This is a genomic window from Geomonas sp. Red32 (assembly GCF_023652955.1).
GTDB lineage: Bacteria > Desulfobacterota > Desulfuromonadia > Geobacterales > Geobacteraceae > Geomonas.
Window position 1 is genome coordinate 182,914 of sequence record NZ_JAKLOY010000006.1, and the last position, 26,857, is coordinate 209,770.

Genomic DNA, 26,857 nt, shown 5'->3' on the forward strand with positions numbered 1-26,857 from the left:
CGCGCCCGATTTTTATGTCGAGGGACGGTCCCGTCTGGCATCGCGTCTATCAGGGGGGGGAGTGGCGGGGTGTTAAGCGGCAAGTATCTCCTTCAGGATTTCAGGATTCTTGATGGCTATGGTGATGAGAGATTTTGCTGCGCCCGACGGGGACCTTCGCCCATGCAATTGGACCTGCTGGTGAACTTCTCACCTTCGGGCATATAAGGGGAGGAGAAAAGCGAACGGCGATAAGGGGGGGATGGGCAAAATTTGTGATTGTTGGGACTGTCTGAACTTATGACCGCCGCGAGCTTCCCGTAAAGAGAGTTCATGGAGGGGGAAGGGTGGTCAGTTCATATAGTCGAACCGGCTCTAGCTCGTGTAATCAATCATAAATTTAGTCAGCGGGGAGATAATCTGCCGGGGCATGGGCGCGATTTAAATCTGTCTCAGGATTCCGATTATGTGTACCAGCCGCACAGCAATCAGAACATGGTGTAAAAATTGATACTCTTACTCTTTCCACATTGATCGACGGTAATTCTCTTTTGCTCACCCAGTGAGACCCGATTTATCTATTGTGTTTCCTCCTCCTAGTCGGTTAGAATCTGTGCCTACGGCAAAAAACGCGGCTTGATCCGGTAACAGCTTCACCCCCTGCTCCTGAGACCTTCGATCAGTGTCAGCAGAGAACTGCGTGTACACCAGGCCCCGGATTTCTGACTTAAGCCGTGTCGCTTTTCCCGGGGCAAGTACGTATGTTCATTCGCAGCGCTTTCAAATCCCCTTCCAAAATCCGGCATCAACTGGCTGGACTTATGTTAGCGGCGGTATTGCCAGTCTGGCTGGTTTCCGGCTGGCTGGTCTTTCACGCCTACTCTGTCAAAAGGGCCCAGATCGGCGCAACCATGCTGGACTCGGCCCGTACCCTTGCCAGCGTGGTCGACCGCGACCTCGCTACCGTTCAGGCTGCGCTTCTTGCGCTTTCCACTTCCCCCGCCTTCGCAACCGGCGACTTGAAGAGCATCCATGACCAGGTCATGGAGCTTTTGAAGTCCTACCCCGGGGCCGACATCATCGTGGCCGACGCTACCGGACAGCAAGTCGTCAATTCCGCCCGCCCGTTCGGCACACCGCTGCCGCGCCGCAATACCGTCGAGACCGTCCGCCGCATTTTCGAGAACGGCCAGCCGATCGTCAGCGACCTCTTCTTTGGCGCCGTCACCAAACGCCCCTTGATCAGCATCGACATCCCGGTCGCCAAAGACGGCAAGGTGCTCTACGACCTGGCGATGACCTTTCCCTCGGAACGGATGGGTGCGCTCCTCAGGAAGCAGGCGCTGCCGAAGGGGGCCTACTCGGCACTTATCGACGGCAAGACGGTGGTGATCGCCCGGACCCGTTTTCCCGAACGCTACGTCGGCAAGCGCGCCAACCCGTTTCACCTGAAGACGCAATTAAAGGAAGGGACCACGGCCTACGCGAACATCGAGGGGAACGAGGTGCTGGCAGCCTATTGCCGGTCCGGCCTTTCTCCTTGGCGCATCGTGGTCGGCGTACCGAAGGCGGCCATCCTGGCCACCGTCTATCGCTGGACCGGCTGGGCGCTGGCCGGAGCCGGATTGATCTCGCTGTTCGGGCTCGCCCTCGCCCTGCAATTTGCCCGCAGGATCACGGGGGAGATCCAGTCGTTGATCGAACCGGCGCTGGCGATCGGCCGCGGCGAGCCGGTGCCTCCCATGAACAGCTGCGCCATCGGCGAATTCGGGCTGGTCGCCAGCGCCCTGGAGCGGGCATCCGAGCTTCTCCAGAGCCGCGGGCGCGAGCTGGACAGCACGGTGGCATCCCTTAAAGAGGAAAGCCTGCAGCGGCAGCGCAGCGAGGAGAGCCTGCGGCTGTTGATCGACGGGGCAAGGGACTATGCCATCGTTCTGCTATCCCCCGACGGCCGGGTCACGAGCTGGAACGAGGGTGCCACGCGGCTTAAAGGATGGGAAGCGGAGGAGATCCTCGTGCGGCATTTCTCCCTGTTCTACCCCGAGGAGAGCGTCGCGGACGGCCACCCGGAGCGCGAGCTCGCCATCGCCGCCGCCGAGGGGCGTTACGAGGAGGAGGCCTGGCGGATCCGTAAGGACGGCTCGGCGTTCATGGCCAACGTGATCATCACCGCCATTCGCGATCAGGACGGAGCGCTGGTCGGCTTCTCCAAGGTCACCCGCGACATCACCGACCGCAGGGATGCCGACGACAAGCTCCGGGCGACCCTCGTCGACCTGAAGCGGTCCAACGAAGAGCTCGAGCAGTTCGCCTACATCGCCTCGCACGACCTGCAGGAACCTCTCCGGATGGTGTCGAGCTACACCCAGCTGCTCGCCCAGCGCTACGGGGACCAGCTGGACGACAAGGCCAAGAAGTTCATCGATTACGCCGTCGACGGCGCGGTCCGGATGCAGCGCCTCATCAACGACCTTTTGGCTTACTCGCGGGTGAGCAGGCGCACCAACGCGATCGAGCCGGTGGACGCCCGGGCCGCTCTCGGCGAGGCCCTTCGTAACCTCGCTTCGGCTATCGAAGAGAGCGGGGCGGTCATCACCAGCGGCCACCTCCCGACCGTGCGCGCGGACGGCACCCAGCTCTGCCAGCTCTTCCAGAACCTGGTCGGCAACGCCGTCAAGTTCAGGGGGGCCGAGGTCCCGCAGATCGGCATCTACGCGGAGGAACTGGAGACCGCCTGGCGCTTCTGCGTCAAGGACAACGGGATCGGCATCGATCCGCAGTACGAGGAAAAGGTCTTCGTCATCTTCCAGCGCCTGCACACCAGGCAGGAATTCCCCGGCACCGGGATCGGGCTCGCCATCTGCCGCCGGATCGTGGAGCGCCACGGCGGGGAGCTCTGGCTGGAATCGGAACCCGGCAAAGGATCGGCCTTCCACTTCACCCTGCCGAAGTAAAAGGAGAACGCATGAACGGCAACAATCTCGTCAAATCCATCACCATCCTGCTCGTGGAAGACAATCCCGGCGACGCGGATCTCGCCCGCGAGGCGCTGGAGGGGAGCAAGCTCAACAACGACCTGCACGTGGTGGACGACGGCGAGAAAGCGATGGCCTTTTTGAGGCGCGGGCAAGGGTTCGAAGACGCGCCCCGTCCCGACCTGATCCTTCTGGACCTGAACCTTCCCCGCAAAGACGGCCGCGAGGTCCTGGCCGAGATCAAGGCCGACCTCAACCTGAAGCGGATACCGGTGGTGATCCTCACCACCTCGCGGGCGGAAGAGGACGTGCTGAGGACCTACAACCTGCACGCCAACTGCTACATCACCAAACCGATCGATCTGCACCAGTTCCTGCACGTAGTGAAATCGATCGAGGATTTCTGGCTGAGCATCGTGGTGCTGCCGCCGGCCGAGGGATAGGTAATGCCGAAGTCACTGCGGATACTGATCGTCGAGGACAATCCGGGGGACGCCGAGCTTCTCAAGCTCCTGCTTCCACCGGACGGCACCATCATGAAGGCCGGCTGCGTGTCCCGCCTCTCGGAGGCCGTCTCGGCGCTTAAGGCTGGACGGGTCGATCTCGTGTTCCTGGATCTGGGACTCCCCGACAGCTTCGGGCTGGACACCTTGCGGGCCCTGTACCGGGAAACGAGGTGCAGCGTGCCGGTCATCGTCTTGACCGGCACCTGCGACGACGAGGTCGGGGTGCAGGCGATCCGGGAGGGCGCCCAGGATTACCTGGTGAAGGGGGAGATCGACACCAAGCTCCTCGCCCGTTCCATCAAGTACGCGGTGGAGCGGAGCCGGACCGAGAAGGCGCTCAAGGAGATGAACGATAGCCTGGAGCAGCGGGTCAACGAGCGGACCGAAGAGCTGAGCCGCGCCAACCGGACGCTCCAGATCGAAATCGCCGAACGCCAGCGGGCCGAGGAGGAGCAGCGGCACAGCAAGGAGCAGTGGGAACGGACCTTCCACAGCGTCCCCGACCTGATCGCGGTGCTCGACAACCACCACCGGGTGCAGCGCGTGAACGAGGCGATGGCCCGGCGCCTCGGCATGACCCCGGACGAGTGCATCGGCCTGCCCTGCTACCAGGTCGTCCACGGAACTACCTTCCCGCACGATCTCTGCCCTCACGCGCAGACGATGCGCGACGGCTGCCTTCACCGCGAGGAGCTGCACGTCGACCGCTTCAACGGCGACTTCCTGGTCACCACCACTCCACTTCTGGACGATGAGGGGAACAGCATCGGCTCGGTCCATATCGCCCACGACATCACCGAGCGTAAGCGGGCCGAGGAGGAGTTGCAGGCAAATGCCGAAAGGCTGGCTGCCGTCCTCGATGCCCAGCGCGAGGTCGCCGCTGCCAACCTGGACTACGCCTCCTTGCTGCAGCTCATCCTCGACATCGTTTCCCGCCTGACCGGAGCCGAAGGTGCAAGCCTCGAAGTGGCCGACGGCGGCGACATGCTGTACGAGGCCGCGACCGGGATCGCCTCCGGATTCATGGGGCTTCGGTTGAAGATTGCCGGGAGCCTGTCCGGACGCTGCCTGAGAAACGGCCAGTTGCAGAGATCCGACGATACCGAGAACGACGCGCGGGTCGACCGGGACGCCTGCCGCCATATCGGGCTGCGGTCGATGGTGGTGATTCCGCTTCGGTACGACGAGCACTCTTTCGGCGTGTTGAAGGTGATGTCCTCCAAGCCGTCCGGCTTCGATGCGGCCGCGGAGGGGACCCTGCGCTTGATGGCGGAGTTTCTGGGGGTCACCGTGGCGCGCCATCGGATACAGGGGGCGTTGCGGGAGAGCGAGGAACGGTTCCGGGTCGCCCAGGAGCTTTCTCCGGACGGCTTCTCCATCCTGCGGCCGGTACGGGACCATGCCGGTCATGTCGCGGATTTCGCCTGGATTTACGCCAACAGCACCATCGGAAGGTGGACCGGCACCGATGCCAAGGCCGTGCTGGGGAGGCGTCTGTCGGACATCCTCCCTACGCACGCCGAATCGCCTTTGCACCAGATGTGCCGGCACGTTGCCGAAACGGGGCAGGCGGGGATTTTGGAAGCCCCCTTCCTGGATGCCTCCCTGGCAGGGGAGATGTGGCTCCGGGTGGCGGCGGTTCCCATCGGGCAGGATCTCGCCATCCTGGCCCAGGACATAACCGAGCGCAAACGCGACGAGGCGGCGCTGAAGCAGATGAACGAGGAACTGGAACGGCGGGTCGAGGAACGGACGGCACAGTTGCGGGAGCGGGACCGGATGCTGCTGTCGCAGAGCCGGCAGGCGGCCATGGGAGAGATGCTCGGCAACATCGCCCACCAGTGGCGGCAGCCGCTGAATGCGCTGGGGTTGCTGGTCCAGGAAATTGCCATGATCTACGAAGTCGGCGAGCTCGACAAGGCGTACGTCGACCAGGTGAGCAACCGTTCCATGACGATCATCCGCCACATGTCGGCCACCATCGACGATTTCCGTAACTTCTTCAGGGCCGACAAGGAGAAGGTCACCTTCAACGTGCGAAACGTGGTGCAGAAGACGCTCTTCCTCATCGAGGATGGGTTCAAGGCCAACTCGATCACCATCGAGGTGACGGGTACCGGGGATCCCGTCGCGTTCGGCTATCCCAACGAGTACTCCCAAGTGCTCTTGAATATCATGATGAACGCGCGGGATGCTTTCGAGGAGCGGCGGGTCGTCGAGCCGAAGCTGACCATCCATATCGGCGATGCCGAGGTGAAGATCTCGGACAATGCCGGCGGCATTGCCGGCGAGATCATCGACAAGATTTTCGAGCCCTACTTCACCACCAAGGGGCCGGCGGCAGGGACCGGGGTTGGCCTGTTCATGTCCAAAACCATCATCGAAAAGAACATGGGCGGCTGGCTGAGCGTCCGCAATAACGGAGAGGGCGCCGAATTCTGCATCAGGCTCCAAGTTCCCGTCATGGAGCCGGATTCAGCATCCGGGACTAACTACCCGTGATGGCGTCGAATTCAGCGTCAGGTTGGTAAGTCCCCGTGATGTCGCGGCCCCCGCGAAGGGGAGGAAGCGGGGGCGGTGGCAAAAAAGTTGGCAGAATTTCGCGCTCCTCAAAAAAGTTGGCAATTTTTCGTGAGACTGATCGCTGCCTCTGATTTGTACCAAAACGTGATTTATTGTATAAAAGACTCGACACCGGCAGGTAAGGAGGTACCTCATGTCGAGCCTATACAACCTTTACGTCTCTCAATCATCGGCACCTAAACCTTACACAGATAAAGCCGCTTCCAGATACAGTATCTGGCTTGGCCAGGTTCTGATCGACCTGGCACTGATACTCGGCTGGTACAATCCCGTACGCAACCAATGGCCATCGATCTTCACCGACGACGACTTTCTCGCGCTTACCGGCCTTCCGAGCCATCCCGGCGCCGATCGCGACCTCTGCGATGACGGGGAAGGGTGGGTATCGGCTGCCAAAGCCCCCACCGCCTTGCAGTCGAAACGGTTGCTCCTCGGCCGGCGCTCCCTCCTGCGGAAAAAGAAGCTCCCTAAGGACCTGCCCCTTTTCTCCAACATCGGCCTCCTCGGCGAAACGCTGGGGTTGAGCGTTGCGGGCGAGGCCCTACTCGCCTTCGCGGCTGCCCTTCAACTCTTCCCTCAATTCTGCAACGCCATAGCTCTCCAGGCGGAAGCCACCTCCAACCAGTCCCTCTGTCATCTCATGGCACGCATAACCGGGATACCCGCCAAGGATTTTGCTGCCGCCATCGCCGATGACGGCCCCCTGGCAGCCACCGGCATCCTCCGGATCCCTCCGGGTAGTGGCGACCTGGAAACCAAGCTCGATCTCATCGACGGCTTCGGAGAGGTGCTTTTGTGCAAGCACGCCTCCCGGGAGCAGCTGATCAGGCGCTTCGTCCGCAAGGCCGCCCCTCCCACCGTTAGCCTGGATAGCTTCCCGCACCTCTCCCGCGACAGTCACCTCCTTCTCGACTACCTCAGAAACTCCCTCGACCGCAGGATTCCCGGCGTAAACGTGCTGATGCATGGAAAGCCGGGCGCCGGAAAGACCGAATACGTAAAAGCCTTGGCCGCCGCGGCAGGCGCCGATCTTTACGAGATCAACTACGCGGACCCGGAGGGGAATCCCATCAAGGGGAACGCACGTTTGAGGGCGTACAACCTCTGCCAGCGCTTTCTCGCGCGCTGCGGGAATGCACTGCTCCTCTTCGACGAAATCGAGGACGTCTTCGAGCCGGAGCTCGATCTTCTCTTCCGGCTGTTCGGGGGGGAGGACGCCTCCGGCGGCAGCAGCGGCGGAAAGGCGTGGCTCAACAGGACACTGGAGGGGAATGCCGTTCCGGCGGTCTGGGTCAGTAACCGCATCGGCCATATCGACCAGGCGTACAAGAGGCGCTACGACTACTCGGTCTCCTTTCCCCAGCCCCCCAAGGCGGTCCGGCTCAGCATGGCGCAGCGCTATCTGCGCTCGTTGCACCCGCCGAAGAGCTTTCTGCAGCGTATCGCCTCCCATGATGAGCTGACACCGGCCCAGCTTGCCGCGGCCGCCAAGGTTGCGCGGGTCGTCAGCCCGGAGGATGGGGGGAGGGCACTGGAGATCGTCGAGCAGACGCTCGATTGCAGCAGCATCCTGCTGGGGCAAACACCGGTCTCCGCCAGGAAGGCGGGCGCCACCGGCTACAGCCTGGCCTTTCTGAACACCGACGTCGATCTCGCCGAAATCCTGGAGGGGATAAAGCGCCGCCCGCGCTGCAGCTTCTGTTTTTACGGAGCGGCGGGGACCGGGAAGAGCGAGCTCGCCCGCTTCATTGCCGGGGAGGTGGGGAAATCCTTCCTGCTGCGGCGCGCGTCCGACCTCCTGAGCAAGTACGTCGGGGAGGCGGAAAAGAACATCGCGGGAATGTTCCACGAGGCGCGCCAGCAGGACGCGGTGCTGGTGCTCGACGAGGCAGACAGTTTCCTTGCCGACCGCAGGGGGGCTCACCAGAGCTGGGAAGTGTCGCAGGTGAACGAGATGCTCACCCAGATGGAGGCTTTCGACGGGATCTTCATCTGCACCACGAACCTGATGGAGAAGCTGGATCCCGCCAGTCTGAGACGCTTCGACCTAAAAGTGCGATTCGCCCCACTCACCCCCGGCCAGCGCTGGGACATCTTCAAGCAGGAGCTTGGCCGCTTGGGGGGAGACGGAAAGCATCTCGCCGGGTGGGAAACCCGGGTGCGGGAGTTGGGCGGGCTGACCCCGGGGGATCTGGCCGTTGCCGCTCGCCGGTTCGAACTTCTTGGCACGCCGGCCACTGCTGAAAAGCTTTACCAGTTGCTGCGGAAGGAGTGTGCGGTAAAGGGGGGAACCCTCACGAGGATCGGGTTCGCCGTGTAGTTGGAACTCTTTCCAGGCTGACAGAGAACGATTCGGATATGTTGCGGTAATGGTGCTTGGTAAGGCAAACGGTCGAGCGCGATAGGAGGTAAAGACGATGACATTGGCACTGGTATTCAATGGGCCGGAGAAGTGGTACGGGAACATACTCGCCAAAGCGGGCAAAAAGCCGTACCGGTCCTGGCTGCAACAGAACTGTCTACTGAACGCGAAGCACGAGAGGATACTGGCCGGGTACCTGGAGCTGAACGGATCCTTTAAGGCCTTCGGTTACGTTCAGAATGAGGGGGGCGTTTCCGGCGCGGTCAGGTACGCGCTGGAGATCGACACCATCGTCAAACAGCTCGCACCGGGATCGAAAGGAGACGGACTGAGGATCCCCCCTCCTGACAGCACGGCCCCGGAGTTCGACGGCTACGATATCGCCCAGGGAAAGTGCCGGGATGCAGGCGATTACCGGTACCGGATGTGGTTCCGGGTAAGGAAAATCGAGAAGATGGCAACCGAGCTTTCGCCTGAAACATTCCGGTACTACGACGAAGATTCACCGGGCAAGGTCCTCAGGATCTCACACTCGGCTCATTACTATGTGCGGCTCCCCGGCCCGGCCGGAGAGGCTCCAACGCAGCGCAAGGCCCGCCCGGGGTTTGCGGAAGCTGCCGACCTGGAGGGGCTTTTGAAGGAGATAAAGATCCTGACGCGCTCCCGCAGCCGGCGTCTGCGGGATGCCGTTCTTCGCGAGGCAAAGGGGAGATGCTGTGTCTGCGGGACCGATTACTCGCGGGTGGCCGGAGGACTCGGGGTGAAGGTATTACAGGTGCATCACCTGTCCCCGCTGTCTCAACGAAAGGAGGCCGCCCCGACGAAAGCGGAAGATCTGGCAGTGGTCTGTGCGAACTGTCACATGATGTTGCATTCCGGCGGCGAGCCCCCTCCGGCGGTGGCCGATTTGAGGAAACTGCTCAACAGGTGAGTGAGGTATCGCATGCAGATCCAACCGGCGATGGTCCTGAGATGTTCGGCCTGCGGCAACTTCATGTACATGATCACCCGGGGATCGGGGTGGAGCTGGCTGGCCGTTTTCTGGACTGACGGCATGGTCGCTGCCGGTAAGAGCGTCGGCGATCCGAAGCTCGCTGTATGCCCCCACTGCAAAACCTTGCACTGGACCGAGTCATTGGAAAAGCAGGGGGAGGTCCATTGTGCCGAGCAGGTCTGGGAGGACGGGAGAAAGACCCTCCTTTGCTCTCTGCCATCCGTGAAGGATTATCGCTCCTTGCTGGGAAATGGGGTGACGGGAACCCGCGAGCGGGACGCACGGGTCGGCTTGATGTGGAAGTATAACGATCAGCGGCGCAGGGAATCGTCGAAGGCTCCCGGACCTTCAACCGCCGAGAGAGAGAATCTCGTGGCGTTGGCACGGATACTCGATGAGGAAGCGGGCGGCGCCCTTCTCCTTAAAGCGGAAATTATGCGGGAGCTCGGCCGATTTACGGATGCTCGAACACTTCTGAAAAGGTCACCTGCCGGTGGGGACCCGGAGCTTCGGGAGGCCATCGACCGGCTCTCCCGAGCGGGAGACACGAGGGTGCGGAAAATAGATCGGCACCTTCATCACCGGTGACCGGGACAACAACGCGGAGGCCCTTTGATGATGCGGTAAGATTTTGTCCCGGCGTATCAGGAGATAACCGATGCTTTTGGTCCGATTAAACGTGATATACCGGGTTAGAATTTTTATCATCCTCGCAGGTGCCTATGGAAACAATATCTCCCAGTTCGCCGGCCGTGTTGCTGGCGGACTCTGACCCGGAGACCCTCTCAGCGTATCGATCATTTCTCACCGAAGCCGGACTTGCCAACCAGGTGACGCTCACCGGCAGCCGGGAACTCCTTCCCTTCCTCGCCGGGCGCGACGCCGGGGTGATCCTTCTCGACCTCGAGTCCCCGCACCTCCCGGGATGCGAGCTCCTCGCCGAGGTGACCGCCAACCATCCCCTGGTCCCGGTAATCGTCGTCACCGCCGTCAGCGATCCCGCTACTGCCGTTTCGTGCATGAAAAACGGCGCCTTCGACTACCACGTGAAGCCGGTCGACGGTGCCAGGCTGGTGGCCTCCATCAGGAAGGCCCTGGAGATGACCTCCCTCCGTGGGGAAATCTCGCGGCTTAGCCACTCCCTTCTGGCCGGAAACCACGAGCGCTCGGCAGCCTTCGCTCCCATCGTTACCCGCAGCCAAAAGATGACCGCACTCTTCGGCTACCTCGAAGCGGTGGCGGGCACCAACCAGCCGGTGCTGATCACCGGGGAGACCGGCGTCGGCAAGGACCTCGTCGCCCGCGCGGTGCATCGCCTTTCCGGGGTGCAGGGGCGTTTCGTCGCCATCAACGCCGGTGGACTGGACGACCAGATGTTCTCCGACACCCTGTTCGGTCACAAGAAAGGCGCCTTTACCGGGGCAGGGGAGGTGCGCGACGGCATGATCGTACAGGCTGCGGGAGGAACGCTCTTTCTCGACGAGATCGGGGAGTTGAGCCCGCTTTCCCAGGTGAAGATCCTCCGGCTTCTGCAGGAGGGGGAATACTATCCCCTCGGCTCCGATATCCCGTTACGTAGCTCCGCCCGCATCATCGTCGCCACCAACCAGCAGCTTGAACAGTTGATCCTCGCGGGGAACTTCCGCAAGGATCTCTACTACCGCCTCTGCGCTCACCACATCCAGATCCCCCCCTTGAGGGAGCGCAAGGAGGACATTCCTCTCCTGCTCGAATTTTTCCTCGAAAAGGCGGCCCGGTCACTTGGGCAGCCGAAGCCTTCGTACCGTCCGGAGCTCTTCAATTACCTTTGCGGTTACCATTACCCCGGCAACGTCAGGGAGCTGCGGTCGATGGTGTTCGACGCCATGGCGCGCCATCAAGGGGGGAACCTGTCGATGACGTCGTTCCGGAAGGTGATCGGCAAGGCGCCCGCTCCCATCGCCGCCGGGCGGACCTACTGCGGCGACGACCCCGGCTTTCAGCTCACCGGCCGCTTTCCCACTCTGAAGGAGATGGAAGGCTACCTCATCGAGGAGGCTCTCCAGATGGCGGGGGGGAACCAGGGGGCGGCCGCTGCCATGCTCGGGCTGACCCGGCAGGCTCTCAACAAGCGGCTTTGCCGCCGGTGAGGGAGGGGCGGAAGGACGCTCTCGCCAGCGTAAGCGGCGGGAAAGCGGCGGCATGAGCGCGAAGGTCGGCTCCTTGCGGATGAGGAGGGCGATGGAGCGGGTAGAAGCCCCTCTATAAACTGCAAAAAAATGTCGCACCGGCAAAAAATGTCTCACCGCTGATAACTAGCCGGAATAATGGCCTGGATTCGGATCCCGCACCGGACGCCCAAGTACGTTTGTCGCAACTTCCTTTCCTCGACAACTTCGTTGCCCATCGCTACTCCTCCGTTTTTACCGGATTTTTCTATCTGTGCGAAATGGCACCATTTCTGCTTCCCGGTTCCGGATTCGGGATAAAAGGGGTCCGAAATATCCCGAAAATGGCGTCCGGCGCCTTCGCTACCATCTTCGAAACGGGATGTTCCGCCGCCGTTCCCCGCCATCAACAAGAGGTTTCCGATGCATTCATCCACCCTTGCCGTCCGGCCGACGGGCAGTGATGCCCCGAGCTCTGGCCGTCCGGCAGGGCTCCAAGCCGCTCATTCTATTACCCAGCCGCTACTGAACAACCTGGACGGACTCCTTCGGCAGCTCGAACGTCTCCCCCGGTTGACCGAGCGGAGCTTTCAGGCCGTTTCCGGCAACCTGCGCGACGTTTCCGGCAGGCTGCGCGCCATCTCCCAGCACGCGGCGCAGGCCGCCCAACTGATGGCCGGAAGCGAAGGGCAGTCGGTGCTCGCCGATATCCAGCAGGCCCTGGAGATCATGTCCGAGCAGCTCCAGGGGGGAGACCGGGGGGCGGAGGCTTCGGTCGCCGGGCTGAAGCGGATCATGGTCGAGCTGGAGGCCATCCAGCGCCTGGTGACCGATTTCCAGGACCGGGTCGGCACCCTGCGGATGCTCAAGACCAGCACCAACATCCTCGGTGCGAGGGCTGCCAAGGGGGGAGGCGGATTCCAATCGGTCGGCAATGCCATCGGCAATCTCGCCCTGGACATCAAGCAGAAATCCTCCGACATCCACGCCAAGAAGCGCTCCCTTTCCGGCGAGCTTCAGAAGGCGATCGCCAAGGTGACGAGCCTCAAGGAGAGCCGGCGCAAACTGACCGGCAGCATCCTGGCCGAGATTCGCCACGCCATCGCCAATATGGTCCGGATGCACGACAACTGCGCCCGGGTGGCTGACGACCTCGCCGGACGTTCCGGGACCATGTCCACCGCGTTGGGCGAGGTGGTGGTGGCCCTGCAGTTCCAGGACATCACCCGGCAGCAGATCGAGCACGCGGGACGGGCCTTGGGGGAGCTGAGAATGGAGGTGGCCGATTCGCTGCGAGCCGGGGAGGGGGCGCCTAAGGCCACCCGGAGCGTCTGCGCGTTGCAGTCGGCCCAGATTACCCACAGTGTCACCGAGTTGGAGCAGGCGATCGGTCACATGGCGCAAAACCTGAAAGGGGTTGCCTCCGAGGCTTCCTCCACGTCCTGTGCGCTTCACGAGCTTTTCGGCATGGCCGGTAGCGTGGGCGGCTCCTCCATCGCGGGGATCGAGTCCGGGCTTGCCTCGGTGATGGCCGCCTTCGCCGAGAGCCGCCGGAGTGCGGACCACCTCGCCGAGATCATGCTGGCGGTAACCAGCGCCATGGGGGAGATCACCTCCTTCGTCAAGGAGATCGACTACATCGGGTTCGAGATCAAGCTCATCGCGCAAAACGCGATCGTGAAAGCGGCCCAGGCGGGAAAGGACGGTGCCGCCTTCGGGGTCATCGCCGCCACTGTGGAGCACGAATCGGTCATCATCTGCCAGCGCGCACGCGCCATTACCGACAGCATCGTGAGGATCTCCGCCCAGGTTGCCGATCTCCAGGCCGACCTCCCGGCTCGCGCGGGGATTGCCCCCGGGGGCCAGGTGGTCAGCGGCGTTCCGGATGCGGTGGCCGGTGACTTTGAGGACGCGATGGCGGGTGACCTCGGGGACGAGATGGCTTTTGCACTCGATACCCTGCGAAGCCTGTCGTCCAGCGTGCTCGAGCAGCTGGAGCAGACCGACCGGATGGCGGAAGGTCTTGCGGGGGATTTGCAGGCGACCGTCGCCGCCCTGGAGGATCAGGAGCTCGGCTCGCTTTTATACCGGGAACTGCCGGTCCAGCTCGCCGAGTTGCAGAATGCCGTCCTTGCCGCCTGCCAGGGTGGCCGGGAGCTGGGCGTCCGCCACACGCTCGAATCCCTCAAACAGCAGTACACCATGCACAGCGAACGGCAGGTTCACGAACGTTTTACGGCCCAGGCACCGCCGGCCGCAGTGGCCGCCCCGGTTCCCCTATCCGTTGCGGATGACGAGTTCCTGGGCGCCAATATCGAGTTGTTTTAGAAAAGGAGCAAGCAGAGGAATGCAGATTGAATTGGAGCCGGTAACCAACGGCGACCAGCCCGATAAAAGGGAGGTATCCATCTCCGGCAAGGCCACCGTCATCGGTGTGGCCAACTTGAAGAAGGTGCTTTTGGAGGAACTGGAAGGGGCGGATGTAGTCACCATCGACGTTAGTGGCGTGACCGAAGCGGATCTAACCTTCTTCCAGCTTTTATGTGCGGCCCACCGTTTTGCGGCGGACCGGGAGAAAAAGCTCGGCATTGCGCCATCGAGCCTGGCGCGGCACCGGCAACTGGCCCTGGAGGTTGGATACCAGGCCGGACCCGGCTGCTGCTGGGAACAGTGCAGCTGCCTGCAACAGAAGGAGGATTGATCTATGAACAGAACTATTTTGGCGGTGGACGATTCCCCCGGCATGCGCACCACCATTTCTTTCACCCTGGAAGAGGCCGGGTATCGCGTCGTAGAAGCCAAGGACGGCGCCGAGGGGCTGGCCAGGATAAAGCAGGAACAGGTCGACCTGGTGATCACCGATTTGAACATGCCGGTTTTGGACGGCCTTAGCCTGATCCGCGCCATCCGCGACAATCCCGACCACCGTTTCACCCCCATTATCATGCTCACCACCGAGTCCCAGGACGACCGCAAGCAGGAAGGGCGCCTCGCCGGGGCGAGTGGCTGGATGGTGAAGCCGTTTCGCCCGGAGCAGCTCCTGGCGGTAGTGAGGAAGGTTCTTAAATGAACGATATGGTGGCCCAGGTCTTCCGCGAGGAGGTCGACGATCTGCTGTCCGAGCTGGAGCTGTCGCTGCTCGAGCTCGAAAAGCGTCCCACCGACAAGGGGGAGGTCGACCGCACGTTCCGGACCATGCATACCCTGAAAGGGGCAAGTGCCATGCTCGGGCTGGATGACATCACCTTCTTTGCCCACGAGGTTGAGTCGGTGCTCGATCACCTGCGGGCTGGGAGGCTCCCGGTTACGCCGGAAATTATCCGTCTCACGCTGTCGGCCCGGGATCAGCTCAAGTCTATGGTGCAGGCCTTGGACGGCCCCGCTCCCGCCGATGAGAAATTGACCCGCTCGCTGGTGGATGCTTTCCGCGATCTGGCCGGAGCGCAGGCTGAACTGCTGGTACTCCCGGCCCAATCCTCCTTGCCGGCCGCGTCCGAGGGGGAGATCGTCTGCCGGATCCGCTTCCGCCCCGACCGTGAGATCTTCAAACGCGGCCTCAACCCCACCCACCTCCTGGAGGAATTGCGGGAGCTGGGGCGGTGCGAGATCACCCTGCACAAGGAGCGGATTCCTTCCTTCGAGGAGTTCGACCCGGAGCTTTGCTACCTGCACTGGGAGATCCTGCTCGTCACCAGCCAGGACATCAATGCGGTTCACGACGTCTTCATCTTCCTCGGCGATGGGGGGCGGGTGGATATCGAGCTCGTCTCCGGTGGGGCGTCGGATGCGCCGGCCGGACATGACGTCGAAACGGCTTTGCCACCGTCGTCTACGGGAAGCCCCGAACTCGGGGCCGACCCCAGCATTTGCGCGGAGCCGGTAGTGCAACCCGCGGCCGGGTCGATGGTCGCGTCGCTGGTGGAGTCGATAGTGCTGGCTGGGATCCAGCCCGCGGTAGAGGCTGGTGTGGAGACTGGTGCAGAGCCTGCTGTAGAGGCCGGTGCGGAGGCTGGTGTAGAGCCTGGTGTAGAGCCCGCGGTAGAGGCTCCGGTAGATCCTCGGGTCGGGGGCGAGCGGGAATCCGAGCGGGCACGGCCGATCTCCTCCATCCGGGTTGCCTCCAGCAAGCTCGACCAGCTGGTGAACCTGGTGGGAGAGATGGTCACGGCCCAGATGCGGCTGGTGCAGATCGGGCTCGGCTACGACGATCCTGCGCTCAACGCGGTGGCCGAGGAAATCGGGCGCCTCACCGAGGGGCTCCGTGACACCGCCCTCGATATCCGGATGCTTCCCATCGAGGGGACCTTCAACCGGATGCTGCGCCTGGTGCATGACCTCTCTCACGAGCTGGGCAAAGAGGTGGAGCTGGTCACCGAGGGCGCGGAGACCGAGCTCGACAAGACGGTGATCGAGCGGATTGCCGATCCCCTCGTACACCTGATCCGGAACAGCATCGACCACGGCATCGAATCGCCCAGCGAGCGGGTGGAGGCGGGGAAGACCTCAAGAGGGACCCTGCGTCTGAAGGCGGCTCATTCGGGGGACAGCGTGATCCTGACCTTCAGCGACGACGGCCGCGGCATGAACCGTGAGAAATTGCGGGCCAAAGGGGTTGAGCGGGGGCTCATTCCTGCCGGGGCGGAGCTCGCCGACCGCGAGATCCTCAGCCTGATCTTCCACCCCGGTTTCTCCACCGCGGACAGGATCACCAGCATCTCCGGGCGCGGCGTCGGGATGGATGTCGTGAAGAGGGGGATCGAGGCGCTGCGCGGAACCATCGGGATCGCCAGTGCCGCCGGCCAAGGGACTACCTGGACGCTGAAGATTCCCCTCACCCTGGCCATGATCGAAAGCCTGCTGGTGAGGATCGGCGGCGAGCGCTACGTACTCCCCCTGGCCCAGGTCGTGGAGTGCATCGACCTGAGCGAACTCGAGGCGGCGAGAAACCATGGCCGCCGGATCGTGCAGCTGCGCGGTGCCGTGATCCCGTACATATCGCTGAGAGAGCGCTTCGCGGTCCGGGGCGCGCGTCCCTCCATCGAGCAGATCGTCATCGTCGAGATCGACGGAAAGAGGATCGGCTTCCTGGTCGACGAGGTGATCGGCGAGCACCAGCTGGTCATTAAATCGATCGGGAGACTCTTCCGGGCGGTGCGCGGGGTATCCGGGGCCACCATCATGGGGGACGGCACCGTAGCCCTCATCCTCGACCTGCAGCAGCTCCTGGACGAGGAGGAACAGTTGGAACGAAGAAACGCGGCCGACGAACAGGCCGCCCTCAAGGGGATAGCCTATGCCTGATAACGCCGTGACTGAAACCGCCCAGTACCTGACCTTTACCCTGGATGGAGAGCTGTTCGCCATGGACATCGTGAAGGTGCGCGAGGTGCTCGATTACACCGGGGTGACCCGCGTTCCCCGCACCCCCGACTTCGTCCTCGGGGTGATCAACCTGCGGGGCCACGTGGTCCCGGTGGTGGACCTGCGGATCAAGTTCGGTCTCCCTGCCTCGGAGCGGACGGAGAGCTGCATCATCATCGCCGAGGTGACCGTAGACGATGAGACCACCGTGCTGGGCGCCCTGGCCGATTCCGTCCAGGAGGTGCTGGAGCTCTCGCCGGAGCAGATCGAACCGGCTCCCCGCATCGGGTGCCAACTGGATACCGAGTTGATACTGGGAATGGGGACGATGGAGGACCGGCTCATGGTGATTCTCAACGCCGACAAAGTTTTCTCGTCGGTCGAGGTGACACTTCTGCGGGACAGCGCTGCCGAGCCGGCGCTGGCCGCCAACTGCTAATTCACCGGCGGCAGCCAGGGGAGATATCGTGCACATACGAGACATGAAGATAGCGACCCGGATGGTTTTGGGTTTTGGGCTGGTAATCGGCATATTCCTGATCACCGTGGCGGTCTCCAGCTGGCTTTTGCGGGGTATCGAGCGGAACTCCCGCGAGGTTGCCAACGAGACCGTTCCCTACCTGCTGGTCGCCCACCAGATGACCACGGCCGCCATCAGGGTGAGCGAGAGCCTCACCGATGTGGCCGCCACCCGGAACCAGGGCGGGCTGGTGGATGCCCAGAAGTCGGCCCGCGAATTCCAGGACTCCCTGGCCCGGTTCAAGGAGTACTTCACCCGGAAGCAGGACCAGCGCTCACTCAAGGAGGCGGAGGCGCTTTCCGTCGCCTTCGACGCCTATTTCCAGCAGGGAAAGGCGATGGCCGCGGTCTACGTCGAGCAGGGGACCGAAGCGGGAAACCGGTTGATGGGTGCCTTCGACCGTAACCGCGACCAGATCACCGAAGCGGTGGGGCGGATGCAAAAGGTCCAGGCCGAGACTGCCGCCCGCAACACCCATGACGTCGTGGACGCCGTCACCAAGATGCAGCGCGGCATGTTTTTCATGAGCGCCGCCGCGCTCTTCCTGGGGGCTTTGTTGGCCATGTTCCTGACGAGAAGCGTTACGCGCCCCTTGAAGCAGGGGCTCACGGTGGCCAACCGGCTGGCCGAGGGGGACCTCGGAGCGGAAATTGCCGTCACGGGACGCGACGAGACCGCCGAACTTCTGCGGGCCATGCAGCACATGGTGGTGAAACTTCGGCAGATCGTGGGGGAGGTGATGGCCTCCGCGGGCAACGTTGCCTCGGGGAGCCGTCAGCTTTCCAGCGCCGCCGCCCAGCTTTCCCGGGGAGCCGCCGATCAGGCGATGGCCGCTGAGCGGGCCTCTTCTTCCATGGAGGAGATGAGCACCACCATCAGGCAGAACGCCGACAACGCGGCCGAGACCGAAAGGATGGCGGTGAAATCCGCCCAGGACGCCCGTGAGGGGGGGGACGCGGTGGTGGAGACCGTGGCCGCCATGCAGCAGATCGCCAAGAAGATCAACGTGGTGGAGGAGATTGCCCGGCAGACCAACCTCCTGGCCTTGAACGCCGCCATCGAGGCGGCACGCGCGGGGGAGCACGGGAAGGGATTCGCCGTGGTCGCCTCCGAGGTTCGCAAGCTTGCCGAACATTCGCAGAAGGCCGCGGCGGAAATATCGTCGCTGTCGACTAGCTCGGTGTTCGTGGCGGAGCAGGCGGGACGCTACCTGGTGCGCATGGTGCCCGACATCCAGAAGACGTCGCACCTGGTCCAGGAGATAACCGCCGCCAGCAAGGAGCAGGACAACGGTGCGGAACGGATCAACCAGGCGATCCGCGAGCTCGAGCAGGTGATCCAGCAAAACGCCGGCGCCTCGGAGGAGATGGCCTCGACCTCGGAGGAGTTGAGCAGCCAGGCGGAGCAGCTTCAGCACGTGGTCGCCTTCTTCCATCTGGAAGCGGCCGATGCCTCTCTGCCCGCTGCGGTTCCCGCCCCGGCTGGTGTCCCCCTGGGCGCTATGCTCCAAGGCTCGGTGCCGAAAGGCGGGATGCAGTTTGCACCCCGGCCCGCTTCGCCCCGCGCTTCCACGCGCCAGCAGGTGCTCTCCGGTACGCCTCTTCCCGGCGTGGACCTGGAGCTTGGCGGAGGCCCGGACCACTTGGACGAGTCCTTCGAGAGATTCTGACTTTTTATCCCGCCTCGCGCGGGAAATGTGAATCCCCGGCGAATGCCGGGGGGGCAGCAAATGGAACAAAGGAGAACGAACAGCCATGAATCTGGCAAATTTTAAAATCGGCACCCGGCTGGGGATGGGCTTTACCCTGATCCTGGTGATCCTGATAGGGGTGGTGGCTACCGGCTATTGGGGTGTCAACGAGGGAACCAACCAGACCGTCACCATGCTGCGGGGCGACGCTACCATCGCCGAACATGCGGCCCGCGCACGGGCCAACATTCTTGGGCTCAGGCGCTACGAGAAGGACATCTACCTTAATATCGGCGATTCCGAGAAGACCAAGGAGTACCTGCAGAAGTGGCAGGAGCAGCATGACCACCTGAACGAACGGCTGGCCGACCTGGACAAGACCGCCACATTGCCGGCCGACCGGGAAACGGTTAAAAGCATGAAGGCGGAGCTGGCCGCCTATGAGGCCGGGTTCAGCCAAGTGTGGGATAAGATCGCGGCGGGGCGTATCAAGACTCCGCAGCAGGCGAACGCGGCGATCACCGAGTACAAGAAGGAAATGCACCAGATGGAGGACCTCTCCAAGACGCTGGCCGACCAGACCAACAAGCGGATGGATACCAAGGAAGCCATCATGCTTTCCCTGGCCCGGCAGACCAATACCGTGCTGACCGTGGGGGCGCTGCTGGCGATCTTCCTGACCATGGGGATCGGATACCTTTTGCACCGGTCCATTACGATGCCGCTGGCCGAGGCGCTCGGATACTCGCGGCGGCTGGCGGACGGTGACCTGACCATGAGGATCGAGGTCGCAGGGAAGGACGAGACCGCCGAGCTTCTCCGCGGCATGCAGGAGATGGTTGCCAAGCTGCGCCACGTGGTCGGAGAGGTGCAGGTCTCGGCCCACAACGTCGCCTCCGGGAGCGAGGAACTCTCCAACTCGGCTCAGGAGACTTCGCAGGGAGCCAGCGAGCAGGCGGCTGCCGCAGAGGAGGCCTCCGCTGCCATGGAACAGATGGCGTCCAACATCGCCCGTAACGCGGATAACGCGCTCATGACCGAGAAGATCGCGGTGAAATCGGCTGCCGCCGCCCGCGAAGGGGGGCGTGCGGTGGCGGAAACCGTCGACGCCATGAGGGACATCACCAAGAAGATCACCCTGATCGAGGAGATTGCCCGCCAGACCAACCTGTTGGCTCTGAATGCGGCCATCGAGGCGGCCCGTGCCGGCGAGCAGGGAAAAGGTTTCGCCGTGGTGGCGGGCGAGGTACGGAAGCTTGCCGAGCGGAGCCAGAAGGCGGCGGCCCAGATCAGCGACGTTTCCGAGTCGAGCGTCGCGGTGGCCGAAAAGGCGGGGCGGCTACTGGAACAGATCGTGCCGGACATCCAGCAGACCGCGGAACTGGTGCAGGATATCGCCGCCGCCAGCCAGGAGCAGGGGGCGGGCGCCCAGCAGATCAATTCGGCCATTCAGCAGCTCGACCTGGTGATCCAGAGTAACGCCGCCTCGTCGGAAGAGATGGCCGCCACCTCAGAGGAGTTGTCGATGCAGGCCGATCAGCTGCAAAACGCGGTCGCTTTCTTCAGGCTCGAAGGGGTTATCCCTGTCAGGTTGCCGGTGCGGGCCCCGAAGCCGATGATGACGGAGCAGCTCGAGGCGCTCCCGCTGAGCGAGGCCGCCGCCGGTTAATGGCCTCTCTGCCCTGTTCCCAACGCCGGTATGGAAGGGGAGGGGAGAGCTCATGCCCGCGGAAGATGACCGCCGCTTACAAAAAAAAGCCCCCTGGCATCGTCAGGGGGCTTTCTCGTAGGTACACGGATGGGAGACTGCGTAAAAACTTAGGGAATGACCGGTCCGGTCGAAGCGGCCGCGGGCGGGATCCGGAGGATCAGCGGGGAGAAGGTGTCACGATGACGGGGTGATCCACATTTTCTTCCTCTTCGAATTCACCCAACTCAGGCACATGGTGCTGCAAGGGAGCGCCTGGTGACCCGACGATGCGCTCATAGAGAGGCAAAGCCTCGGGCAGGAAGGTCGTCAGCGAACCGCCATAGCGGGGATTTACTTCGAATATCTTCACCGTGTCGCCGGCGATCTTGTAGTTGAAGCAGCAGATACCCTGGTAGCCGACGGAGTTGAGTATCCGCTTGAACAGATCGGAGAACCGGGAGTGGTCCACCGGCAGTCCATATAGCGGCCTGAAGTTGTTACCTTTTATGAAGTACCTGTCCTGGAAGGTGAATTTCAGCGTTCTGGAGAACCGGATCTTCCCACCGGCCATGATGATATGGGTCGTGTACTCGTCGCTTCCCTCGATGTATTCCTGCGTGAAAAAATCTCCCGAACTACACCAATCGCGGTATTGGCGCTCGCTTTCATCATCGTGAATGACGGCCATATCGAGGCCCCATTCGCCGACCTTTTTCTTGACGATGTAGGGATAGTCCATCTTCTGGTTGGTCTTGGGGACGTGATTGCCGAAGCCGTGCGACATGAGGTGGCTGGCGAAGCGTTCCTTGTCGTCACAGAGTGCGATGGCGGCATCGGGTGGAACCAGTGTGCGCTTGCCGTTGAGGGTGGCATTGCGCTCGTTGACATAACGTTCGGCGGGCAGGGTGAGCGGGACTACCAGGTCGAAAAGGGCGAGGGGGATTTCGTCGAAGTCGTAGAAGAAAGGCGTGTATTCGGTCGGTTTGAGTTTCTTGCGGATCGCCCATTCCCAGTCGTCGTGCCTGGAGAATAGCACGGTCTTTTTTAATAAGACCTTAGCAACAACAAATCGTATGACATCTTTCCATTTCATAGATCCGCCGTCCCTTGCTCCCTCGGAGGAGGAGCCGTTGAGTAACGGAAACATTAACCCCGGTTCAGGAGTGGGGCAATTAAAAAATTTAAAAATTAGCTGAAAATAATATTACTCGGTGATCTTCCCCTATGTTCCTTCCCCTTCAAGGGGAAGGAACAGGATGAGGATGGGGGCCTTGTTTCTTGAAGGAGAGGGAGAGATCTTCTTGCCAATGACGAAACCCGTCGTAGAATTCATCTGGTTGTAAAACGTTAATCTTTATGCGTCGAGCTTCGGGCATCACGGCCAAACGGCCTTAACTTAAAACGGAAAGGGAGGAATCATGAGGAGCGTGAAACTGGCATTGCTGGTGATGTTGGCGGTTCTGTTTGCTGTATCCACCGCGTTGGCTGCCGAGAAGCACTTCAAGGCGCACCTGACTCCGAAGGAAGAGATCAAGAAGCCCAAAGCGAAATCCTCCGGAAAAGCCGAGTTCAAGGTCAACAAGGATGCCACCGAGATCAGCTACAAGCTGTATGTAAAGAACATCAAGGATATCAACGGCGCCCACATCCACATGGGGAAGAAGGGCGAGGACGGCCCTCCGATCGTAATGCTGTTCAAGGAAGAGAAGAAGGGTAAGACGAGCGGCCTTCTGACGGAAGGAAAGATCACCGGCGACGACATGATGGGCGACTACAAAGGTAAATCGATCAGCGATCTCGTTACCTTGATAAAATCCGGCGACGCCTATGTGAACGTCCATACCGACGCCAACCCCGACGGCGAGATTCGCGGGCAGATCAAGTAGAGTAGGGAGGCTCTCAGTAACCGCACGGTCTTTATTCTCCGCTCCACCGGCCCGGACAGCCGGCGGGAAGAGGGCTCGCTATCCAACGAATTGAGCAACGCGGGGCGATTACGAATTTCGCAGGTGAATAAAGAAGGGGCCGGCGGCATTTTTGCCGTCCGGCCCCTTTCGTATGTGTCCGGCGGGCATCTGCCCGGGCTACGACTTCCTGACGACCAACTCCTTGGCGACATTGATGAGCTCGTACGGGAAAAGGATGGTGCTGTTCTTTTCCGCCGAGATCTCGGTCATCGTCTGCAGGGTCCTCAAGTGGAGGGCCGAAGGTGTCTCTGCGAGTTTCGCGGCGGCTTCCGCCAGCTTGACGGAGGCTTCCAACTCGCCGCTGGCGTGGATGATCTTGGCGCGGCGCTCCCGTTCGGCTTCGGCCTCCTTGGCCATCGCCCGCTGCATCCCTTCCGGCAGATCGATGTTCTTCATCTCCACGTGGTCGATCTTCACGCCCCATTTGCCGGTCTGGCTCGCCAGGGTGCTGCCGAGGGCCTCCTGGAGTTTGGTCTGTTCGCCCAGCACCTCGTCCAGGATGTGCTGGCCGATCACCGCCCGCAGCGCGGTTTGCGCGAGCTGGTTGAGGGCATACTGATAATTCTCCACCTCAACGATGGCCTTTTGCGGCTCGACTACCTTCGCGTAGACCACGGCGGTCACCCGGATGGTGACGTTGTCGCGGGTGACGACGTCCTGGGCGGGGATCTCGGTCGCCACCGTCCGCAGCGAAACGGTGATCATCTGCTCAAGTGCCGGTATCAGCAGGATGAGGCCGGGGCCCCGGACACCGACCAAGCGACCCAGACGGAAGACGACGCCGCGCTCGTACTCCCTGAGGATCCGGATGGAAGCGGCGAGGATGGCAATGATAATAAAAAGGACGACTGGGGTTGCAACTATCATGTTGATCTCCTTTAAAGGATTACGTTCATTCCCTCACCGGGCCGCCCCCTTGAATACCAGGGACCGTTGGCCCGGCCGGAGGGGAGGGGATCAGTCGGGGAGGAGGATTCCCGAACCGGTAGTGGCGCGGGATTCGAGGTCCCGGTGGGCCTGGGCAGCCTCCTCCAGACGGTAGCGGTGGTTTATCTCGATGGTTACTTTGCCCGCCGCTACCACTTCGAAAAGCTCCCTCGACATGGTGTCGAGATCGGAGGTCTTGGCGGTATAGGTGGCGAGCCCTGGCCGCGTCAGGTAGAGCGATCCCATCGGGGAAAGGCGGTTGATGTCAAAAGGAGGCACCGGACCCGAGGCGTTGCCGAAGCTGACCAGCATCCCGAACGGGCGCAGGCATTGCAGCGAGGTTTCGAAGGTATCCTTACCGACGCCGTCGTACACCACCGGCACACCTTCTCCCTTGGTGATCTCCTTCACCTTTTCGACGACGTTTTCTGTCCGGTAGTTGATGCAGTAATCGGCGCCATGGTCGCGGGCCAGCCGGCATTTCTCTTCGGAACCGGCGGTGCCGATGACCTTCGCACCGAGGGCTTTCAGCCACTGGCAGGCGATAAGACCGACGCCACCGGCAGCGGCATGGAAGAGGACGGTATCGTTTCGCAGCACGCGGTAGGTGCGGCGGATCAGGTACTGAACGGTCAGGCCTTTCAGCATCATGGCCGCCCCCTGCTCGAATCCGATCCCGTCGGGAAGGACGCAGAGACGGTCGGCAGGTATCAGGCGCTGCTCGCAATAGGCCCCGATCCGGCCGGCGTAGGCCACCCGGTCGCCAACCTTTACGCGCGTCACTCCTTCACCCACCGCCTCGACCACACCGGCCCCCTCGTTGCCGGCCACGGCCGGAAGCGGGACCTTGTACAGGCCGCTCCTTTGGTACGTGTCGATGAAGTTGATCCCCACCGCCTTATGCCGGATCGCGACCTCGCCCGGCCCCGGACCGGGTAGTTCGATGCCGGTAACTTTAAGTACCTCGGGTCCGCCATATTCGTTGAAGACGATAGCTTTGGTCATGTAGTCCTCCAACCGCTCGATATGCTTGGCTCTTTTATGCTAAATGGTAATTTCGGCCAACTTAATGATACCGGGCTTGGGGGGATCGGCAACTGACGGCGGCGATTCCAATGAAAAACCCTCTGGCTGGGCCAAAGGGTCTCTTCAATGTTGCCTGGGGAGTGGAGGGCGTTGCGGCTCCGGTCGGGAGCGTATATTTGGGTTTCACCTATCCCCCTTTTTGACTAACCTCCCCCCGCCGATCAGCCCCGCGGCCTCATGAAGGTGAGGGCGCTTTCCGTGTAGGAAACGATTGTCAAACGCGGGCTTTCCGCATAACATGCAGGCCCAGTTTCGCAACGCGCACATGGAGAGCAGATGAGCCGTACCCGCCACGAAGAACCTTCCGAACCGATCTCCCAACGGGAAATACGCACCGTTTTTGCCGGATTGATGCTGGCCCTGGCCTTGGCCGCCCTGGACCAGAACATCGTCGGCACCGCGCTTCCCCGCATTGTCAGCGACCTCGGCGGACTCGCACACCTCTCGTGGGTCGTTACCGCCTTCATGCTGACCTCGACCACCACCACGCCGCTGTACGGAAAACTGAGCGACATGTTCGGCCGCAAGGCGCTCTTTGTCGTTTCCATCGTCGTCTTCCTGATCGGCTCCTGCCTTTGCGGCCTCTCCTCGACCATGATGCAACTGGTCGTTTTCCGCGGTATCCAGGGACTGGGGGCCGGCGGCCTGATCGTCCTCGCCCAGACCACCATCGCCGACCTGGTCGCCCCGCGTGACCGCGGCCGGTACCAAGGGCTTTTCGGCGCGGTCTTCGCCTTCTCCAGTATTGCGGGCCCGCTTCTCGGCGGGTTCATCACCGATGCCCTTTCCTGGAGATGGATCTTCTACGTCAACCTTCCGGTCGGCGCACTGGCCCTGGCGCTCATCGCCTTCGGTTTCAAGCGTCCCCACCGCCGCGTAAGTCACCGGGTGGATTATCCCGGCGTGCTGCTGCTGAGCGGATGGACCACCACCTTTCTCCTGCTGCTCACCTGGGGCGGGGTAACTTACGCCTGGAACTCCCCCGTCATCCTGTCGCTCGCGGCTGCTGCCACGCTGTTTTTCTGGTTGCTGGTCCGGCAGGAGCGCCGGGCGGCCGAGCCGGTCATCCCCCCTGACATCTTCGGCAACAAGGTTTTTCTCGTTTCCTCCCTGACGCTCGCCTTGACCTTCGTGGCCCTTCTCGGCTCCTCCGTCTTCATGCCGCTTCATTTCCAGCTGGTCCTGGGGATGTCCCCCTCCCGCGCGGGATTGATGATGGCTCCCATGACGGTGGGGCTCATCGCATCGTCCTTTCTCGGCGGCCGGCTGGTCTCCCGTACCGGGAAGTATAAGTTTCTCCCGGTGACCGGTCTCGCCATGGCTGCCGCAGCTCTTCTCTCCGTCAGCCGGGCCGCCTCGTCCGGAAGCTCGCTGCTCTTGCTGGAGGCGTCGGTGACCGCCCTCGGTTTCGGCTTCGGCCTGGTCATGCCCAACCTCACCGTTGCCATCCAGAATGCGGTCCGTCCCGCGGAAGTCGGGGTCGCCACCGCCACTGCCGGATTTTTCCGCTCGCTCGGTGGTGCCTTCGGGGTGGCCTTGGCCGGGGCACTGGTAAGCTTCCAGCTGCAATCGCAAGGAACCGGTGGCGGTGCGCGATCTATTCTCGAGCACGGGATTCAGCAGATAGCACTCCTGCCGCCCGCCGAGAGGGAACTGGTCGTCTCCGTCTACCGTCACGCCATCAGCACCACTTTCCTGGCAGCCGCCGGTGCCGCCCTGGCCGCCTTCTGCGTCGTGCTCCTCCTTCCCGAGGTGCCGCTGCGAAGAACCACTCCCGGTGCCGCCCTCGAAGAAGCAGCCGGAAGAGCCGAGAGCCCAGAACCGCTTTTGGCCGAGGCCTCCGGCTCCTCACTCGGGAAACCAAGCTCCCTCACCTCTGCCCTCTCCCTTGAAGGGGCGGAGGAGGGATAACCTCACCTCGGCTAACTTGCGCGGACTCCGGTTCCTGACCAGGTCCAACGTGCTCAAATCCGTCATAAAGAAAGGCCGCCTCCCCGGGAGAAGCGGCCTTTCTCGTTTCTGTCTCGTTATTACTCCCTCCCTTTCAAGGGGAGGGGCGGGGTGAGGATG

The 26,857-nt window shown here is 62.2% G+C and carries 19 protein-coding genes; 16 read left to right on the forward strand and 3 right to left on the reverse strand.

What is annotated here, in order from left to right; all coding sequences use genetic code 11:
• The first annotated feature begins 800 nt into the window (after positions 1-800).
• From L4X63_RS16475 to L4X63_RS16540, 14 genes are all read left to right on the forward strand, one after another.
• Entirely contained in the window at positions 801-2,933 is a 2,133-nt protein-coding gene (locus tag L4X63_RS16475) for a sensor histidine kinase (protein ID WP_250679739.1), read from the forward strand.
• A gap of 11 nt (positions 2,934-2,944) precedes the next feature.
• Positions 2,945-3,397, forward strand: coding sequence for a response regulator (locus L4X63_RS16480; protein WP_250679740.1), 453 nt, complete (start codon positions 2,945-2,947; stop codon positions 3,395-3,397).
• A gap of 3 nt (positions 3,398-3,400) precedes the next feature.
• Positions 3,401-5,962, forward strand: a complete 2,562-nt coding sequence (locus tag L4X63_RS16485) for a PAS domain-containing protein (RefSeq protein ID WP_250679741.1) — start codon at positions 3,401-3,403, stop codon at positions 5,960-5,962.
• Between the two features lie 214 nt (positions 5,963-6,176).
• Positions 6,177-8,363 carry an AAA family ATPase gene (locus L4X63_RS16490; RefSeq protein ID WP_250679742.1) on the forward strand — a complete coding sequence of 729 codons (2,187 nt, stop codon included), beginning with the start codon at positions 6,177-6,179 and terminating at the stop codon, positions 8,361-8,363.
• A 97-nt stretch (positions 8,364-8,460) separates the two neighbouring features.
• On the forward strand, positions 8,461-9,336 hold the full coding sequence (locus tag L4X63_RS16495) for an HNH endonuclease (RefSeq protein ID WP_250679743.1): 876 nt from the start codon (positions 8,461-8,463) through the stop codon (positions 9,334-9,336).
• Between the two features lie 12 nt (positions 9,337-9,348).
• Complete coding sequence (locus L4X63_RS16500) at positions 9,349-9,987, forward strand: phospholipase D-like domain-containing protein (protein ID WP_250679744.1); 639 nt, start codon at positions 9,349-9,351, stop codon at positions 9,985-9,987.
• 164 nt (positions 9,988-10,151) lie between these two features.
• Entirely contained in the window at positions 10,152-11,528 is a 1,377-nt protein-coding gene (locus tag L4X63_RS16505) for a sigma-54-dependent transcriptional regulator (protein ID WP_250679745.1), read from the forward strand.
• A gap of 441 nt (positions 11,529-11,969) precedes the next feature.
• Positions 11,970-13,874, forward strand: a complete 1,905-nt coding sequence (locus L4X63_RS16510; protein ID WP_250679746.1) for a methyl-accepting chemotaxis domain-containing protein — start codon at positions 11,970-11,972, stop codon at positions 13,872-13,874.
• A gap of 19 nt (positions 13,875-13,893) precedes the next feature.
• The gene (locus L4X63_RS16515; protein ID WP_250679747.1) at positions 13,894-14,247 is read left to right on the forward strand and encodes an STAS domain-containing protein; all 354 of its coding nucleotides are present in this window, start codon (positions 13,894-13,896) and stop codon (positions 14,245-14,247) included.
• Between the two features lie 3 nt (positions 14,248-14,250).
• The gene (locus L4X63_RS16520; RefSeq protein ID WP_250679748.1) at positions 14,251-14,616 is read left to right on the forward strand and encodes a response regulator; all 366 of its coding nucleotides are present in this window, start codon (positions 14,251-14,253) and stop codon (positions 14,614-14,616) included.
• Positions 14,613-16,847 carry a chemotaxis protein CheA gene (locus L4X63_RS16525; protein ID WP_250679749.1) on the forward strand — a complete coding sequence of 745 codons (2,235 nt, stop codon included), beginning with the start codon at positions 14,613-14,615 and terminating at the stop codon, positions 16,845-16,847. Before L4X63_RS16520 ends, L4X63_RS16525 begins: the two co-directional genes overlap by 4 nt.
• On the forward strand, positions 16,840-17,346 hold the full coding sequence (locus L4X63_RS16530; protein ID WP_250679750.1) for a chemotaxis protein CheW: 507 nt from the start codon (positions 16,840-16,842) through the stop codon (positions 17,344-17,346). The genes L4X63_RS16525 and L4X63_RS16530 overlap by 8 nt, the downstream gene beginning before the upstream one ends.
• A gap of 25 nt (positions 17,347-17,371) precedes the next feature.
• On the forward strand, positions 17,372-19,096 hold the full coding sequence (locus L4X63_RS16535) for a methyl-accepting chemotaxis protein (protein ID WP_502799920.1): 1,725 nt from the start codon (positions 17,372-17,374) through the stop codon (positions 19,094-19,096).
• 85 nt (positions 19,097-19,181) lie between these two features.
• Positions 19,182-20,786, forward strand: a complete 1,605-nt coding sequence (locus tag L4X63_RS16540; RefSeq protein ID WP_250679752.1) for a methyl-accepting chemotaxis protein — start codon at positions 19,182-19,184, stop codon at positions 20,784-20,786.
• Between the two features lie 199 nt (positions 20,787-20,985).
• Here the strand turns inward: L4X63_RS16540 and L4X63_RS16545 are convergent, their stop codons facing one another.
• Positions 20,986-21,900 carry an ATP-grasp domain-containing protein gene (locus L4X63_RS16545; protein ID WP_250679753.1) on the reverse strand — a complete coding sequence of 305 codons (915 nt, stop codon included), beginning with the start codon at positions 21,898-21,900 and terminating at the stop codon, positions 20,986-20,988.
• Positions 21,901-22,225: 325 nt separating this feature from the next.
• Here L4X63_RS16545 and L4X63_RS16550 point away from each other — a divergent pair, with 325 nt between their 5' ends.
• Positions 22,226-22,693 (forward strand): CHRD domain-containing protein, encoded by a 468-nt coding sequence (locus L4X63_RS16550; RefSeq protein ID WP_250679754.1) that lies wholly within the window; start codon positions 22,226-22,228, stop codon positions 22,691-22,693.
• Between the two features lie 198 nt (positions 22,694-22,891).
• Here the strand turns inward: L4X63_RS16550 and L4X63_RS16555 are convergent, their stop codons facing one another.
• On the reverse strand, positions 22,892-23,641 hold the full coding sequence (locus L4X63_RS16555; protein WP_250679755.1) for an SPFH domain-containing protein: 750 nt from the start codon (positions 23,639-23,641) through the stop codon (positions 22,892-22,894).
• A gap of 90 nt (positions 23,642-23,731) precedes the next feature.
• The gene (locus tag L4X63_RS16560; RefSeq protein ID WP_250679756.1) at positions 23,732-24,706 is read right to left on the reverse strand and encodes a quinone oxidoreductase family protein; all 975 of its coding nucleotides are present in this window, start codon (positions 24,704-24,706) and stop codon (positions 23,732-23,734) included.
• 357 nt (positions 24,707-25,063) lie between these two features.
• Between L4X63_RS16560 and L4X63_RS16565 the strand changes: the two genes are divergently transcribed.
• Entirely contained in the window at positions 25,064-26,698 is a 1,635-nt protein-coding gene (locus tag L4X63_RS16565) for an MDR family MFS transporter (RefSeq protein ID WP_250679757.1), read from the forward strand.
• The last annotated feature ends 159 nt before the right edge of the window (positions 26,699-26,857 follow it).

Bases quoted from the DNA above. Each gene is read 5' to 3' on its own strand.
- L4X63_RS16500 (WP_250679744.1), top strand. From the start codon at position 9,349: ATGCAGATCCAACCGGCGATGGTCCTGAGATGTTCGGCCTGCGGCAAC.
- L4X63_RS16510 (WP_250679746.1), top strand. From the start codon at position 11,970: ATGCATTCATCCACCCTTGCCGTCCGGCCGACGGGCAGTGATGCCCCG.
- L4X63_RS16545 (WP_250679753.1), bottom strand. From the start codon at position 21,900: ATGAAATGGAAAGATGTCATACGATTTGTTGTTGCTAAGGTCTTATTA.
- L4X63_RS16565 (WP_250679757.1), top strand. From the start codon at position 25,064: ATGAGCCGTACCCGCCACGAAGAACCTTCCGAACCGATCTCCCAACGG.
- L4X63_RS16520 (WP_250679748.1), top strand. From the start codon at position 14,251: ATGAACAGAACTATTTTGGCGGTGGACGATTCCCCCGGCATGCGCACC.
- L4X63_RS16480 (WP_250679740.1), top strand. From the start codon at position 2,945: ATGAACGGCAACAATCTCGTCAAATCCATCACCATCCTGCTCGTGGAA.
- L4X63_RS16490 (WP_250679742.1), top strand. From the start codon at position 6,177: ATGTCGAGCCTATACAACCTTTACGTCTCTCAATCATCGGCACCTAAA.
- L4X63_RS16550 (WP_250679754.1), top strand. From the start codon at position 22,226: ATGAGGAGCGTGAAACTGGCATTGCTGGTGATGTTGGCGGTTCTGTTT.
- L4X63_RS16495 (WP_250679743.1), top strand. From the start codon at position 8,461: ATGACATTGGCACTGGTATTCAATGGGCCGGAGAAGTGGTACGGGAAC.
- L4X63_RS16560 (WP_250679756.1), bottom strand. From the start codon at position 24,706: ATGACCAAAGCTATCGTCTTCAACGAATATGGCGGACCCGAGGTACTT.
- L4X63_RS16515 (WP_250679747.1), top strand. From the start codon at position 13,894: ATGCAGATTGAATTGGAGCCGGTAACCAACGGCGACCAGCCCGATAAA.
- L4X63_RS16540 (WP_250679752.1), top strand. From the start codon at position 19,182: ATGAATCTGGCAAATTTTAAAATCGGCACCCGGCTGGGGATGGGCTTT.
- L4X63_RS16555 (WP_250679755.1), bottom strand. From the start codon at position 23,641: ATGATAGTTGCAACCCCAGTCGTCCTTTTTATTATCATTGCCATCCTC.
- L4X63_RS16485 (WP_250679741.1), top strand. From the start codon at position 3,401: ATGCCGAAGTCACTGCGGATACTGATCGTCGAGGACAATCCGGGGGAC.
- L4X63_RS16530 (WP_250679750.1), top strand. From the start codon at position 16,840: ATGCCTGATAACGCCGTGACTGAAACCGCCCAGTACCTGACCTTTACC.
- L4X63_RS16525 (WP_250679749.1), top strand. From the start codon at position 14,613: ATGAACGATATGGTGGCCCAGGTCTTCCGCGAGGAGGTCGACGATCTG.
- L4X63_RS16475 (WP_250679739.1), top strand. From the start codon at position 801: ATGTTAGCGGCGGTATTGCCAGTCTGGCTGGTTTCCGGCTGGCTGGTC.